Source organism: Sporosarcina koreensis (assembly GCF_001531445.1).
GTDB classification, from domain to species: domain Bacteria; phylum Bacillota; class Bacilli; order Bacillales_A; family Planococcaceae; genus Sporosarcina; species Sporosarcina koreensis_C.
In genome coordinates, this window is record NZ_LQYA01000198.1 from 91283 (window position 1) to 104664 (window position 13382).

The 13382-nt window shown below is 38.8% G+C and carries 16 protein-coding genes and 1 pseudogene; 14 read left to right on the top strand and 3 right to left on the bottom strand.

Features of this window, described 5'->3' with window-relative positions:
- Window positions 1-10: 10 nt before the first annotated feature.
- From AWV70_RS18345 to AWV70_RS18360, 4 genes are all read left to right on the top strand, one after another.
- Window positions 11-577 carry a peroxiredoxin family protein gene (locus AWV70_RS18345; protein WP_060209982.1) on the top strand — a complete coding sequence of 189 codons (567 nt, stop codon included), beginning with the start codon at window positions 11-13 and terminating at the stop codon, window positions 575-577.
- A 35-nt stretch (window positions 578-612) separates the two neighbouring features.
- The gene (locus AWV70_RS18350) at window positions 613-1299 is read left to right on the top strand and encodes a response regulator transcription factor (RefSeq protein WP_060209983.1); all 687 of its coding nucleotides are present in this window, start codon (window positions 613-615) and stop codon (window positions 1297-1299) included.
- The gene (locus AWV70_RS18355; protein WP_060209984.1) at window positions 1283-2374 is read left to right on the top strand and encodes a sensor histidine kinase; all 1092 of its coding nucleotides are present in this window, start codon (window positions 1283-1285) and stop codon (window positions 2372-2374) included. The genes AWV70_RS18350 and AWV70_RS18355 overlap by 17 nt, the downstream gene beginning before the upstream one ends.
- A gap of 411 nt (window positions 2375-2785) precedes the next feature.
- Window positions 2786-3751, top strand: a complete 966-nt coding sequence (locus tag AWV70_RS18360) for a quinone oxidoreductase family protein (protein ID WP_060209985.1) — start codon at window positions 2786-2788, stop codon at window positions 3749-3751.
- Between the two features lie 72 nt (window positions 3752-3823).
- Here the strand turns inward: AWV70_RS18360 and AWV70_RS18365 are convergent, their stop codons facing one another.
- Window positions 3824-4213, bottom strand: coding sequence for a DMT family transporter (locus tag AWV70_RS18365; RefSeq protein WP_060209986.1), 390 nt, complete (start codon window positions 4211-4213; stop codon window positions 3824-3826).
- 124 nt (window positions 4214-4337) lie between these two features.
- On the opposite strand from AWV70_RS18365, the gene AWV70_RS18370 reads away from it, so the two are divergent.
- The 3 genes from AWV70_RS18370 to AWV70_RS18380 all read left to right on the top strand — a co-directional run bounded on the left by AWV70_RS18370 (window position 4338) and on the right by AWV70_RS18380 (window position 5712).
- Complete coding sequence (locus AWV70_RS18370) at window positions 4338-4745, top strand: hypothetical protein (RefSeq protein ID WP_060209987.1); 408 nt, start codon at window positions 4338-4340, stop codon at window positions 4743-4745.
- Between the two features lie 131 nt (window positions 4746-4876).
- Window positions 4877-5071, top strand: coding sequence for a DUF6366 family protein (locus AWV70_RS18375; protein WP_060209988.1), 195 nt, complete (start codon window positions 4877-4879; stop codon window positions 5069-5071).
- Window positions 5072-5091: 20 nt separating this feature from the next.
- Window positions 5092-5712, top strand: coding sequence for a hypothetical protein (locus AWV70_RS18380; RefSeq protein WP_201024397.1), 621 nt, complete (start codon window positions 5092-5094; stop codon window positions 5710-5712).
- A gap of 14 nt (window positions 5713-5726) precedes the next feature.
- On the opposite strand, the gene AWV70_RS18385 is transcribed toward AWV70_RS18380, so the two are convergent.
- Together AWV70_RS18385 and AWV70_RS18390 are read right to left on the bottom strand one after the other, a co-directional pair.
- Entirely contained in the window at window positions 5727-6515 is a 789-nt protein-coding gene (locus AWV70_RS18385; RefSeq protein WP_060209990.1) for an alpha/beta fold hydrolase, read from the bottom strand.
- A 31-nt stretch (window positions 6516-6546) separates the two neighbouring features.
- Window positions 6547-7077 (bottom strand): histidine phosphatase family protein, encoded by a 531-nt coding sequence (locus tag AWV70_RS18390; RefSeq protein WP_060209991.1) that lies wholly within the window; start codon window positions 7075-7077, stop codon window positions 6547-6549.
- A 352-nt stretch (window positions 7078-7429) separates the two neighbouring features.
- Here AWV70_RS18390 and AWV70_RS18395 point away from each other — a divergent pair, with 352 nt between their 5' ends.
- The 7 genes and pseudogenes from AWV70_RS18395 to AWV70_RS18420 all read left to right on the top strand — a co-directional run bounded on the left by AWV70_RS18395 (window position 7430) and on the right by AWV70_RS18420 (window position 13296).
- A complete protein-coding gene (locus AWV70_RS18395) occupies window positions 7430-7912 on the top strand; it encodes an RNA polymerase sigma factor (protein ID WP_060209992.1) in 483 nt (160 codons plus the stop codon).
- Window positions 7902-8006 (top strand): annotated as a pseudogene (locus AWV70_RS25520) (zf-HC2 domain-containing protein); the annotation flags it as partial. The gene AWV70_RS18395 and the pseudogene AWV70_RS25520, both read left to right, overlap by 11 nt.
- Before the next feature lie 27 nt (window positions 8007-8033).
- Window positions 8034-8795 carry a hypothetical protein gene (locus tag AWV70_RS18400; RefSeq protein WP_235588742.1) on the top strand — a complete coding sequence of 254 codons (762 nt, stop codon included), beginning with the start codon at window positions 8034-8036 and terminating at the stop codon, window positions 8793-8795.
- A 428-nt stretch (window positions 8796-9223) separates the two neighbouring features.
- A complete protein-coding gene (glmS, locus tag AWV70_RS18405; RefSeq protein ID WP_060209994.1) occupies window positions 9224-11026 on the top strand; it encodes a glutamine--fructose-6-phosphate transaminase (isomerizing) in 1803 nt (600 codons plus the stop codon).
- 389 nt (window positions 11027-11415) lie between these two features.
- Window positions 11416-11925, top strand: coding sequence for a MepB family protein (locus AWV70_RS18410; RefSeq protein WP_060209995.1), 510 nt, complete (start codon window positions 11416-11418; stop codon window positions 11923-11925).
- Window positions 11926-12209: 284 nt separating this feature from the next.
- Entirely contained in the window at window positions 12210-12473 is a 264-nt protein-coding gene (locus AWV70_RS24855) for a GNAT family N-acetyltransferase (protein ID WP_235588743.1), read from the top strand.
- The gene (locus AWV70_RS18420; protein WP_060209996.1) at window positions 12439-13296 is read left to right on the top strand and encodes a PhzF family phenazine biosynthesis protein; all 858 of its coding nucleotides are present in this window, start codon (window positions 12439-12441) and stop codon (window positions 13294-13296) included. Before AWV70_RS24855 ends, AWV70_RS18420 begins: the two co-directional genes overlap by 35 nt.
- Window positions 13297-13382 lie beyond the last annotated feature (86 nt).

Consider the following 13382-nt stretch of genomic DNA (forward strand, 5'->3'; position numbering starts at 1 on the left):
GGGAAGATACTTGAAAAAAGCAATACTTATTTTACTTGTAGTAGGAATGCTTGGTTGGAGTGTATATGAGTTTGTCATTTCATCTGAGGGAGGAATAAAAACCTCCGAATATGAAAATGGTAATATCGGAGAAAAATCGGTTGAATCCGATGAAGTGGGAATTCGTAAAGGCCAATTAGCACCGGATTTTGAACTTAAGACATTAGATGGTAAGACAATAAAGTTGTCAGATTACAAAGGGCAGCGAGTCATGCTGAATTTCTGGGCAACTTGGTGCCCGCCATGCCGTGCTGAAATGCCTGATATGCAAAAGTTTCAGGAAAAGAAGGATGTGCAAATTTTAGCTGTGAATTTATCCGAAACCGAATCAAACCCAGAGAGTGTTCAAAACTTTGTGGATGAATTGGGGCTGACATTGACAATACCTTTGGATGCCGATTCTGCTGTGTCAAACGAATACCAGGTTATGGCTTATCCTACGACCTATATGATTGACTCGAATGGCCGAATTCAATTTATCATGTTGGGTGCGATGAATTATGATTTTATGGTGCAGCAGTTTGAAATGATGGAATAGGCCCCCTGTGTAAAACAAGAATTGAGGTGATTCATATGAAAACAACAATTATGGTTGTTGAAGATGATCGAATGATCCGAAATCTCATCCTCCTCTATTTAAAGAAAAGTGGATATGAAGCTGTGGAGGCGAGTGATGGAGAAGAAGCGAAATCGGTTTTCATAGAACGTAGTCCTTGTTTAATCATATTGGACCTCATGCTTCCAAAGGTTAGCGGTGAAGAGTTTTATACTTGGATTCGCGAGCGAAAGCATAATGAAGTTTCAGTGATTATGCTTTCAGCAAAAGCACGAATTGAAGATCGGATATCCGGTTTGAAGTTAGGGGCAGATGCCTACGTAACAAAGCCGTTTGATCCTAATGAACTTATTGCCCAAGTTGAAGCTGTGCTTCGGCGTACTGGACAGTTTTGTCAAAAAATTGTTTATGATGGGTTATGTATCATGCCAAGAAAAGGGGAAGTCTTACTTCACGGTGAAAATGTAAAGCTAACTAAATTTGAATTTAACCTACTGCATTACTTTATGCAAAATCCAGACATCGTACTATCACGTGAGCAGCTTATTTGTAAGATTCACCCTAATATGGAGAGTGATGTGATGGATCGCACCATTGATGCTCATATTAAAAAACTTCGTGAAAAGATTGAAGAGCATCCATCGAAACCAAAACGTGTCCAAACGGTTAGGGGAATGGGGTATAAGTTTGTCTCGCGTCTATAATTTTTTGAACCGAATTGTACCAACTGGATTTTTATGGCGTTTAAGTTTTTTAAATGTTTCGGTCATTGTGATGGTAACTGCCATAAGTGGTTGGGCTATTTATAGCGCTGCCTGCTTTTTAGCAGCGGATGTAGGAGGCTTGGATACACCGCGGCAACAACAATTTAATAGTATCCTTCTTAATTACTTATGGATTTTAATGATTGTAGCTGCCATTATTGGAAGCGCTATTCACTTCTATATTATCAAACGCTTTATTAAACCGATCCGAGGGTTAATTCAATCTACTAAAGAGTTGAAGCTGGGTCGTTATCCGGAACCAGTAAAAGTATATAAAAATGACGAGATTGGTCAATTGGCATTACATTATAATGGGCTTATTACACAGCTGCAAATGAATGAACAACATCGGAATAGGCTCGTTTCTGACATATCGCATGAAATAAGAACGCCGTTATCGAATTTAAACGGTTATTTACAAGCATTGAAAGATGGAGATATAGCAGGGGATAAAGCAATTTTTGCATCCCTATATCAGGAATCAAATCGATTGACGCAAATGATTGAACAACTTGAGCAATTAAAGGAATGGGATTACCTATCGACTCAATCAATGGTCGAAAAAGAAGCATGTGAAATCGAGCCTTTACTGCATCAATGTGCTGCCATGTTTGCGAGGACTTTGGAACAAAAGAATATTCCTTTACTAGTAGAGATTGAATCATGCAACATTGATCTTCACGGCACGGGCATACAACAAGTAATTAGTAATTTGTTGGAAAATTCTATTCTCTATTATGAGGGAAAAGGCCCCATTGTAGTGGCAGGGAAGAAGGAAGGAAAGGATTACCGTATTTCGGTTACTGGTCCAAGTATGCCAATACCAGAAGTAGAGAGAGAAAATATATTTAAACGATTTTACCGTCTTGATTCTTCCCGAAGCCGTATGACTGGAGGTTCAGGATTAGGACTTGCGATTTCAAAGGAGATTATCGAGCGTCATCATCAAGGCGAGATCGGAGTTAGTACGACGAGTACGAGTAATACTTTTTGGATAGTATTACCTGGGCAATGATGAAATATTTCATACAAGAATGCGTTGAATGTAGTTGAAGTATTGAATGAAACGCTGGTTTCTTATGTGGTGGATATAGACGAAGATCGAATTAGTAAGCTTTACTGCTATCTCATGGAATAAATCAAGTAATGAAAGTTCACTGTTTACAAGCGGTGAACTTTTTAATTTACAGGCCCAAATCAGGGTTCATTTAGAAGATGTAGCGTATGGCTGGAAGGATATTTCAGAACTCATTTCTCCTTTCCAAAAGAATACATGTATTAAAAGTGTTATACTCGGTATGTGAACTGTATTAATTTTCAGTAATAGGTCCCTAAGGAAAGATTTTGGAGACAAAAAGTACAGAAGTGATAGTGTATGAAGCCTTCAATCGTTCGGTTGCTATTCTTTTAAAAAGGAGAAATGGAAATGAAAGCTATAATTCAAAATGAATTTGGTAATGCGGATGTACTTTCGTACGCTGATCTAGAAATACCAAAAATAGGAGAGAATGAAGTATTAATTAAGGCCAAGTATACAAGTGTAAATTACGCCGATATTAAAAATCGCATTGGAAGCAAAGGTAAAGGTAACTTCCCGTTAATTCTTGGTTTGGATGTTTCGGGGATCGTTGAAGAGACTTCCATCCATTCAAGTTTTTCAAAAGGAGACCGTGTAATAGCTTTTCCAAAAGACGGTTCATATGCAGAATACGTAGTCGCGAATGAACAATTAGTCTTTAAAATTCCAGATAGTCTTTCCTTTGATAAGGCCGCAACAATTCCAACAGTATCTATTTTGTCTTACATACTAATTCACGAAATTGGACAAGTGAAAAAAACCGATACGATTGTTATACATAGCGCTGCTGGTGGGGTGGGCTCTATGCTCGTACAATTGGCGAAATTAGCCGGTGTTGAAAAAATTATTGGAACTGTTGGAAACCCTATTAAAGAAGAATATGTTATGAATTTAGGAGCCGATATGGTTTGCACGTATGATAGTTTTGCAGTTGAAGTCTTAAAGCAAACGAATAATCAAGGTGCCGATGTGATCTTCGACTCAGTTGCCGGAGACGTTACTGGCAGGAGTTTAGATTGTTTAGCGTTATATGGCACACTTGTCCAATTTGGGAACAGCAGTGGGAAAGTCGGTAATTTTAATACTAGTGATGTGCATAGTAGTTGTAGGAATGTAAAAGGTTTTAGTTTAGGGACAACTCGAAAGCATAATCCAGCACGATTGGCTCCGGTCGCCGCAAAAGTTACGGAATTGTTTTCTGCAAATAAACTTACACTCCCGATTGCTCGAGTGTTCGATTTGAAGGATGCGGCTGAAGCACATAAATTAATTGAGAGTCGTAACTATGAAGGAAAAGTTCTGATTAAAATCTAAAGACAACATGTGATCTCAGAAATCTATTAGGGGTAATTATAATAGTGCTTTCCCGAAGAAAGCACCAATTCATCATTTATTCATACTATCATTTATCGCTACGGACGATTCACTTCTTTCCTTGTCACTGCTAGATTCGTTATGCCCCGGTCCAAATAAATTCAGGATCACCACGCCAGCAAGTATGAGGGTGATTCCTACAATACTAGCCATATTGATTTTTTCCTTCCATATGCTAACTGAAATAATGACAGTAGCAACAATCCCAATGCCTGACCAAATGGCATAGGCTGTATTCAAAGGAATCGTCTTCAAGGACAACGATAAAAAGAAAAAGCAACTAATGAAAGCAACGATGACCCCGATTGTAGGGAACAGTTTTGAAAATCCTTCAGAGGCTTTTAATAAAGAAGTGCCGATAAGCTCCAAAGATATAGAAAGTGCTAAATATAGATAGGACATTGTTATTCTTCCTCCTCAATCATAATTTTAGTGTACCTTCGGGACGGCTTTTATATCAAGTGATTTAGACACGTAGTCGTTTTTTGAAGTAAAAGTTTATTGAAGGAAAGGAGGGCAATGCAATATGACAACAAGCTACAAAACGACATTTGACCGATTCTCTATCTATTTATTAGCGATTTTTGTTTCTCCCGTACTCTTTGGAGCTTTCATGGCACTCTACTCGATGATCGCTTTTCAAGATTCTTGGAGCTTTGGTCCGACCGTCTTGGTTGTGGCTCTATATTCGTGGCCGTTCTTTGGGTTTGGAGCCTTTCCTGTTTCCTTGTACATCGATTTTTCGGCGCGAATGAAAAATTATCCGAACAGGGTAAAGGCATTATTATATGCAGGTTCAGGCGGTTTGGCGGGTATTGTTGCGAGCGTTATTCTATATGATCTCTTCTCAATGATCTTCATGTTTATCTTTGGAGCGGTCGGCGGAATTATTCATTTTGTTGTAGTGGTACTAATAAAAAAGTTCATCAAGTAGGAGAAGCCATATGTTGAATCATCATTTGTATACAGGAAACCTAAGTGAATCCGATGAAATGGAGAAAAATATTCAAGACAGATGGTCGATTATTATTGTCTGAATCGAGAAACATAAAGGGGATGTCTCTGTTGAACAAAGAAAAAGAAAGACCTGAAGAAAAGCGGGAAAGATTGAGACAAGAAGAATTGAAAAGGAACCCGGCAGGAAGTGTTCACGGTGGGGGACTTCAAGATCTAGTTGGGGGATTAGGATGGAAGGGTACAGGCATACTTATTCTTTTGCTGCTTATTGCTAGCGTACTCTATTTTGCTTTCTTCGACTAAAGGAAAAGGAGATTATTAAAGTGAAAAAAGCTATAGTTATAGGCGTCTTATTGCTTACATTTATACTTGCTGGTTGTAGTGGCGAAAAGCCAGGTGATGCCATATCTAAAATCACCATTGAACCATATACCATGAATGAACAAGAAAGTCTGCTTGTTAGTAAAACAGGAGTGGGCCATATTGAATATTTTAAGCTGAACGGCACTTTAGGTGAAGAGGAAGATTTGGAAATGTCGGTGGAGGTGTATGAAAACGGCAAGTTTAAGGAGGAGTTGCTGAAGACTTGGGGCGCACTTGATAAAAAATATAAGGACAGCCTTATTTCTTTTGGAATGAGTGAATTCCAAGGAGAAGATGATTCTGTAAAATCCTTAAAATTGATATCTGGCATACCTTCCGGGCTATCGACAACGAATTATTCAACTAACATGACAGCTTATTCTTTTGGTAACTTAATTGGCGATAAGATTACTATGAAGAAAAATGAACCTGTTTATTTAGCAGTCTGGGCAGGCACTACAAAAAACGAACTACGTTCTATTGGAAGTATAAATGGCGAATTGCCCGAAGGAATTGGTGAATATGAAACTGCATTATTGTATAAAGTTGTATGGACTAGTAAGGACAAGGAACAACAATAGAAGTGTGTAACCATTCAATTTTCTCCGTTCTGAGTTCTATGAGTAGATACAAACTGCTTAATAAATTTGTTCACTGCCACGGCCGCCTTCGTAGGAAGCTGATGTTTCATGTCTCCTATGAGTATACACTCGTTGACCGGTAGCTTTTCGTGTAATAAATGGGCATAGGGATGAAATGCCTTATCTTTTTCCCCATACAGCAACAAAATAGGGTATTTAATTTGATTCAAACGATCGGTACAGTTATAGTGCAAACTGTACCGATAATATTGTTCAATATTTTGGGCTTTTCCTTTTTTGGCGTTGCTATATAAGTCTTTAAACAATTGTCGAGTATCGGAGTTAGTAAAGCAAACGGATAAAGCAAGAGCTTCAAGTGCGTTCCATTTCGCTAACTTTACTCCTAACGTAATTTTATTTTTCAGTGATTGATCTTTTACTTCTGACAGTGCTCCGATAAGAATGCCTCCTAAAGAGCGCTCGGGATGTGTCAACAAAAAGTCAAGAGCAATTGAACCTCCAGTTGAGTAGCCGCATATGAAAGCTTTATCTATACTTAAATGGTCCAATAGTTGTTTGATATCTTGTGAAATTAATGGATAGGTCAATGCTCTTTCTGAAAAAGAGCTATGTCCATGGCCACGAATGTCAAAGACAATAATTTTGAAGTGATTTGATAATTCATTTACTTGGTAAAAAAAATTCATGCTTGTGAGCAGGGGAGGATGGATGAACACGATCGGAATCCCTTGGCCTTTAACGTGATAATACAGGTCTATCCCATTTATATTTATTACAGGCAACGCCTTACACCTCCGATAGTAGGTGGGGGTTTTAGCCCCAGATTCTCCTTACGAAATAGGTATCCTTTTGAACTTTTACTTCGTAGACATCCGGGTGCGACAGTCCTGTCCATTCTTTAAGCCCCTTCATGCCATCAATTTGCATCAATAAAAGTCCCATCGTATTGCGGTGAGTTACCAGCACGGTACCGTCGGTTGCTGCTTCAAGCACTTCCATTCCTCTTTTTGCTACTTCGCTGCTCGATTCTCCGCCTGCCATTTTCAAATCCTTTTCCCGAATGGATTCTTCGAGGCGTTCTAGCCAGTCTTTTAGGTTCTTTGAAATCAGCTTGTGCTCAGCAAGGCGTCTGTCAATTTCCACCTCCAGGTCTAGGATGTCTGCTGTCGGCTGGATGGATTGAATTGCCCTCGTGAAAGGGCTTGAAATGATTTGTTTAATATTCCGCTCTTTAAAAAAGTGCCTCAGTTCTATCGCTTGCTCTTTTCCTTGTTCAGTTAATTCTGCTTGCAACTCTTGTCCTGCAGCTTTGCAATGCCTAACGAGATATACAGTTTTGTCCATTTGATACTCTCCTAATTTTGATGTTTCAATACCGTTAAGGGGTCCATTGGTAATCTCTCCTTAGTGTATTAAATCTATACCTTTTCCTTCTGTAACCTTACGAAAAACCGTCAAGCTATAACTAATGAGTATATTGTTCAGCAATCGGACCAATTGGTAGACTGTAGCCAACATAACATTTTATGTTGGCTACAGTCTTTTTAGCTTGCTCGTTATTTACTCATTAAGACGCTATTGCTTTTCTAATAGTCATACATAAAAATGATACAAGATGCCAAATGAAAAAAATAACAAGAAAGTTTGTAACGAAACGATGTTTTTTTAGATATATAGGTGGAAAGGAGGTAGGACGTTGGGGGAGCTAACGGAAATATATGAACAATATGCCGAACAAGTTTTCAAATATTTAATGGTTCTCTGTCGGAATGCCGATATTGCAGAGGAACTAACGCAAGAGACTTTTTATCAGGCAGTTCGTTCAATCGATACATACAATGGGGAATGCAAAATGTCTGTTTGGCTCTGTCAAATAGCAAAGCATACCTATTATAAGTTCGTCGATAAGCAAGTTAAACAACCGCAATCACCGCAACTGCTGAATCAAGTACCTTCAGTAGAAAACAAACTAATCGAAGGTGAAGATAAAATCGCGCTTTATCGGTCAATTCATTTGTTAGAGGAACCGTATAAAGAAATTGTGTTACTTCGTATACTGGGCGGCTTAAGCTTCAAAGAAATCGGAGAAATCCACCTGAAAAATGAAAATTGGGCTAGGGTAACCTTTTACCGAGCCAAATTAAAATTAAGAGAGCGAGGGAGCTTGGATGAAGACTGAATGTTATATTGTACGCGATTTATTACCATCGTACATAGATCATTTATGCAGTGAGGAAACGTCGAAATTTATAGAGAAGCATATCGCTACTTGCGAACAATGTGCGGAGCATCTGCACCAAATGCGTGAAAAATTTGATGTTAATGAGCAGCCAGACGTTCAAGCGAGGATTGAACAAAAAAAGCCATTTCAAAAGGTTGCACATTATATTGATGTTCAGAAGGGTTTTATGACTTTTTTAAGAAGATCGTTATGGATTTCGATCATCGTGACGGTTGGTTTTTTTATTCACTCTTTAATTATGTTTATTGATATAAACCACGACCGACAAGAAGCACGAGAGATTGAAGAGCAAAAGGGAAGTATTCTGGAAGATACATTCGAGGTATTAGAGACACAAAAAGAACCGGATGAAACAACACTTCAATCGGTTTTCCAAAAATACAATGAAGAGTTACAGTATTTGGCCGTTTTTTCTATTGACGATGTAGAAGACTTCACGCTTTTACAGGATGGGAAAACAGAGCCTTATCCGATTGATTACACGCGTTTAGAGAAAGGGCCGACGACAATTTATCCGATTAATTATGCGCACGCAGCGCTTGTAGTTGGGAAGAATGGGAAGATTACAGAGTCAATTATTCCAAATGATTATGATATAGGTACAGTAGCAATGGCTGATGATCAATGGATTGTACAATTTGAGTATCAGGATTCATATCTTGAAACGATTGAAAAAGCACATCAAAATAAATATTATGGACCAACTACGTGGACGGTCTTTCAGTTACCGTTAGTACTGTTCGTCGTTACTGCATTCATATTCGGAAATTGGCTAATCCAAAAACGAAATTCAAAACCTGTGGAAAATATATTAGACTAACGTTAAAACCAGAGTTAACTTCAAAAATGTATGGAGTTAACTTTGTTTTTTTATCCTTAATAGTAGGCTTAAACTGTAATCATGACACTATGGATTGACAAAAAAATAGCGAGTTTTGTATGATTAACGAATCGGTTATCAACCGACCCGTGACAAGGAGGGGAATTATACGGAAAATCGGAAATCAATGAAAGCGCCAGTGCTGGGAAAATCGGATGACCCACATTTCCAGCAGACGAGGTGGAGGAGTATCGAAACATTCGGCGGATGCCTCCCGATCGAAAATGCCCGATTGTAACTTTTGCCTACAAAACATCCGAGCAATCGTATGGACAACAAGGCAAAAAGGCTATTCTAACAAGTAAACGGCAAACACTTCGGAAATTCCGAGGTGGACTTTGTCATTTCTTCATGAGGAGGAAATTAATATGTGTGGAATTGTCGGTTATATTGGAGAGCAGGACACGAAAGAGATCTTACTTAAAGGGCTCGAAAAACTTGAATATCGTGGGTACGATTCAGCGGGACTTGGACTTCTGACAAAGAGCGGTGTGGAAGTCATCAAAGAAAAAGGACGAATCGCGGATTTACGAAAAGCTGTTGATCCGTCCATCGAGTCCAAAATAGGGATTGGCCATACGAGATGGGCGACACATGGGATTCCAGATCGGAAGAATTCCCACCCGCATCAAAGCGAATCCGGACGCTTTACGCTTGTGCATAACGGTGTCATTGAAAACTATGTACAATTGCAAAAGCAATACTTGCAAGACGTGAACATGAATTCGGAAACCGATACTGAAGTAATCGTACAATTGGTTGAAGTGTTCGTAATAAATGGCATGACAACCGAAGAGGCTTTTCGTCATACATTATCGTTATTGCACGGATCTTATGCTATTGCCATGCTGGATACGGAAGACCAAGGAACAATCTATGTAGCAAAAAATCGCAGTCCGTTACTCGTCGGCGTCGGGGAAGGCTTTAACGTTGTCGCATCCGATGCGATGGCGATGCTGCAACTGACAGACCAGTTCATTGAGCTTCATGATGAAGAAGTCGTCCTCGTCACAAAAGAAGTCATCCGCATCATGACGCTCAACGGAACGGAAATCAAGCGTGCGCCATATACGGCGAAACTCGACATGAGCGATATCGAAAAAGGAACATACCAGCACTATATGCTCAAAGAAATCGATGAGCAGCCAGGCGTAATGCGCAAAATTTTGACGGCTTACACAAATGATCGCGAGGAACTCACCAGCGATCCGGCGATCATCCAAGCAATTAACGAAGCGGATCGACTCTACATCATTGCGGCCGGTACAAGCTACCATGCAGGTTTAATCGGCAAGCAATACTTTGAAAAGCTCGCTGGCATCCCAGTCGAAGTGCATATTTCAAGCGAATTCGGCTACAACATGCCATTGCTTTCGAAGAAACCGTTGTTTTTATTCATCACCCAATCCGGCGAAACAGCGGATAGCCGCCAAGTGCTCGTGAAAATCAAAGCGCTCGGCTACCCGACGATCACAATGACAAACGTTCCAGGCTCCACGTTGTCGCGGGAAGCAGACCATACATTGCTTCTTCACGCAGGTCCAGAAATCGCGGTTGCATCGACGAAAGCGTACACAGCCCAAGTCGCCGTACTCGCCATCACTGCATACGTCGTCGCAAAACAGTTGAACAAGGAAATCGATTTCGATTTGAGACAGGAACTCTCCATCGTCGCCAACGCCATCCAAACCCTCGTCGACTCGAAGGATGACATGGAACAGATTGCGAAGGAGTACCTTGAAACAACACGCAACGCCTTCTTCCTAGGCCGGAACCTAGATTTCTATGTTAGCCTGGAAGGCGCACTAAAACTAAAAGAAATCTCCTACATTCAGGCGGAAGGCTTTGCCGGTGGAGAACTGAAGCATGGAACAATTGCTATTATTGAAGAAGGCACACCAGTTTTTGCCCTAGCGACTCAAAAATCCGTCAGCCTCAATATCCGGGGCAACGTCAAAGAAGTCGTCGCTCGTGGCGCGCATCCATGCATCATCTCCATGGAAGGTACCGAAGAAGAAGGCGATCGTTTTGTCTTGCCACCTGTGCATGAGTTACTGACACCGATTGTTTCGGTTGTTCCGTTGCAGCTGATTGCGTATTATGCATCACTTCATCGTGGATGCGACGTGGATAAGCCCCGGAATTTGGCGAAGAGTGTTACGGTGGAGTGAGACTAGGTTGATGGATCAGTAGTTATTTTCTCCATATAAAATTATGGTTCCCAATCTGAGGGTTTTTCTGGTATTTTTCCCGGTAGACCTTCGGATTTTTTTATGTATAATTCGATGTAAATCAACTGTAATCCAATCCCAATTTCAATCAATAGTCAATCCAATCCGTCGCTATCTTCCTTAACTTTATAAGGATTTAAGATGTAGCTTTAAAATAAAGTTGTACCGTTTGTAAAAAAGTCGTACCATTTTAAAAAAAGTTATACCGTCTATAAAAAAGATGTACCGTTTTACCTCCCCGTTTGTCTAAAGGGGTTCCTTGTGGTAAAAGTAGTAATTAAGGTTATACCATAAACAGGCCATTTTGTTTGAAATTTAGGAGTGAATAAATGAATGACTTTTTTATAGCATTAACTTATGTAAATAAAATGATTTATAAGTCGAATCACTTAACTGTAAAGTCAGTTCAAGAAGAGAAGCAAAATTCTAAGTATGGTGCTGGTACATTTCAATTGTCTTCTAAAACAGTTAGATTTAGAGTTGCAAATATAACCCCTGCCAAAGCAGGGCAGTTTGTTGTTTTTTGGGAAAAGGACGAAAATAATAAAAATCAACCCTACTTATATGAGGAAGCCCCTGATTTATTAGTTATAACTACCTTTAAAAATGAAAATGAGTTTGGTCAATTTATTTTCCCAAAAGAAATTCTTTTAAAACAGAACATTCTTAGGTCTACTTCAACAAAGGGTAAAATGGCAATAAGAGTTTATCCTAGCTGGGATAGTCCGAGTAGTAAACAAGCGATGAAAACCCAAAAATGGCAGTTGCCTTATTTTGTTGATATGAGTGATCCGAGTAAATTACCTATAGAAAAAATAATAGAACTGTATTCGCTTTAATCCTATGCAAACGGGCGCAGTTGTCGAAGAAGCATTGTTCCAGAATAGGACCATTTTGTGTAAGTGTGGGTTAATCGGAAAAAGAGGGATATTATGATAAGAGCATATAAAGGTAAAGATATTGATACTTTGGTTGGCATTTGGTACAAGGGTTCATTGCAGGCACACGATTTTATTGATTCTAGTTATTGGAAATCCCAAATTGAAGAGATGAAGGAAAAGTATATTCCGATGTCAGAAACGCACGTCATAACTAGTCAAACAAAATTGTAGGATTTATTTCAATGGTAGACGACTATTTGGCAGCGCTTTTTATTGATGTGGCATATCAAAATAATGGGGCTGGGAAAGAGTTATTGAACTTTGAAAAAAGACAAAGAACTATAATTCAGTTGAAAGTATATAAAGAAAACTTATCGGCAGTACGTTTTTACGAAAAGATTGGTTTTATTATAAAAAAAGAATTAACAGATGAGCAAACTATTTACTATAAGCGAGGGAAGAAGGTGTCTTATGAAAATATCCGTTTATGTTGCAAGTGCATTTAGCAAGGATCATAAAGGCGGAAATAAAACAGGTGTGGTATTTATTGAGAATACATTGACCACTACTCTAAAAATGACAATAGCCAAACAACTGGGCTATGCGGAAACCGCATTTATATCAGGATCTGAAATTGCTGATTATAAATTTGAGTATTTTACACCAAAAGAAGAAATTGATTTATGTGGTCATGCCACAATTGGCTCTTTTGCGATACTGATGCATTTAAATAAACTTTTCAGGAATCACTATACGATTGAAACGAATAGCGGTGTTCTTACTATTACCATAAAAGATGACATCATATTCATGGAACAAAACAAACCGATATTCTATGATGTTGTATCTCCAAACGAGTTCATCGACTGTTTTGACATTAAAGCTATAGACAATAAATACCCAATTCAAATTGTCTCCACGGGCTTAAAAGATATTTTAATTCCTATAAAAAGCGAAACGCGATTACATGCACTGCAACCTAATTTTGAAAAAATTAAAGAAATCAGCAAGTATTATAATGTTGTCGGGATGCATCTATATACTTTCAATGATAATCGAATTATATGCAGAAATTTTGCTCCACTATACGACATCAATGAAGAAGCAGCGACTGGAACTTCAAACGGTGCATTAGCTTGCTTCCTTTATAAACAGCACTACTTGCAAAAAGAAGTCTATGTATTTGAACAAGGTTATTCTCTACACTCGCCTTCCGAAATATTAGTTAAATTAGCAACCAACAGCAAAAATGAAATAGAAAAAGTTTATGTTGGCGGCAAAGGCTATTACTGTGAAACTAAGTGTTTACATGTAGAAAATATTGAGTGAGAATAAAAAATAAACACAATATTTAATTGAACAATGTGTTTGTCTTCAATCTGAACAGCTCTTTTAAAAAAGGCTGTTTAATCGCG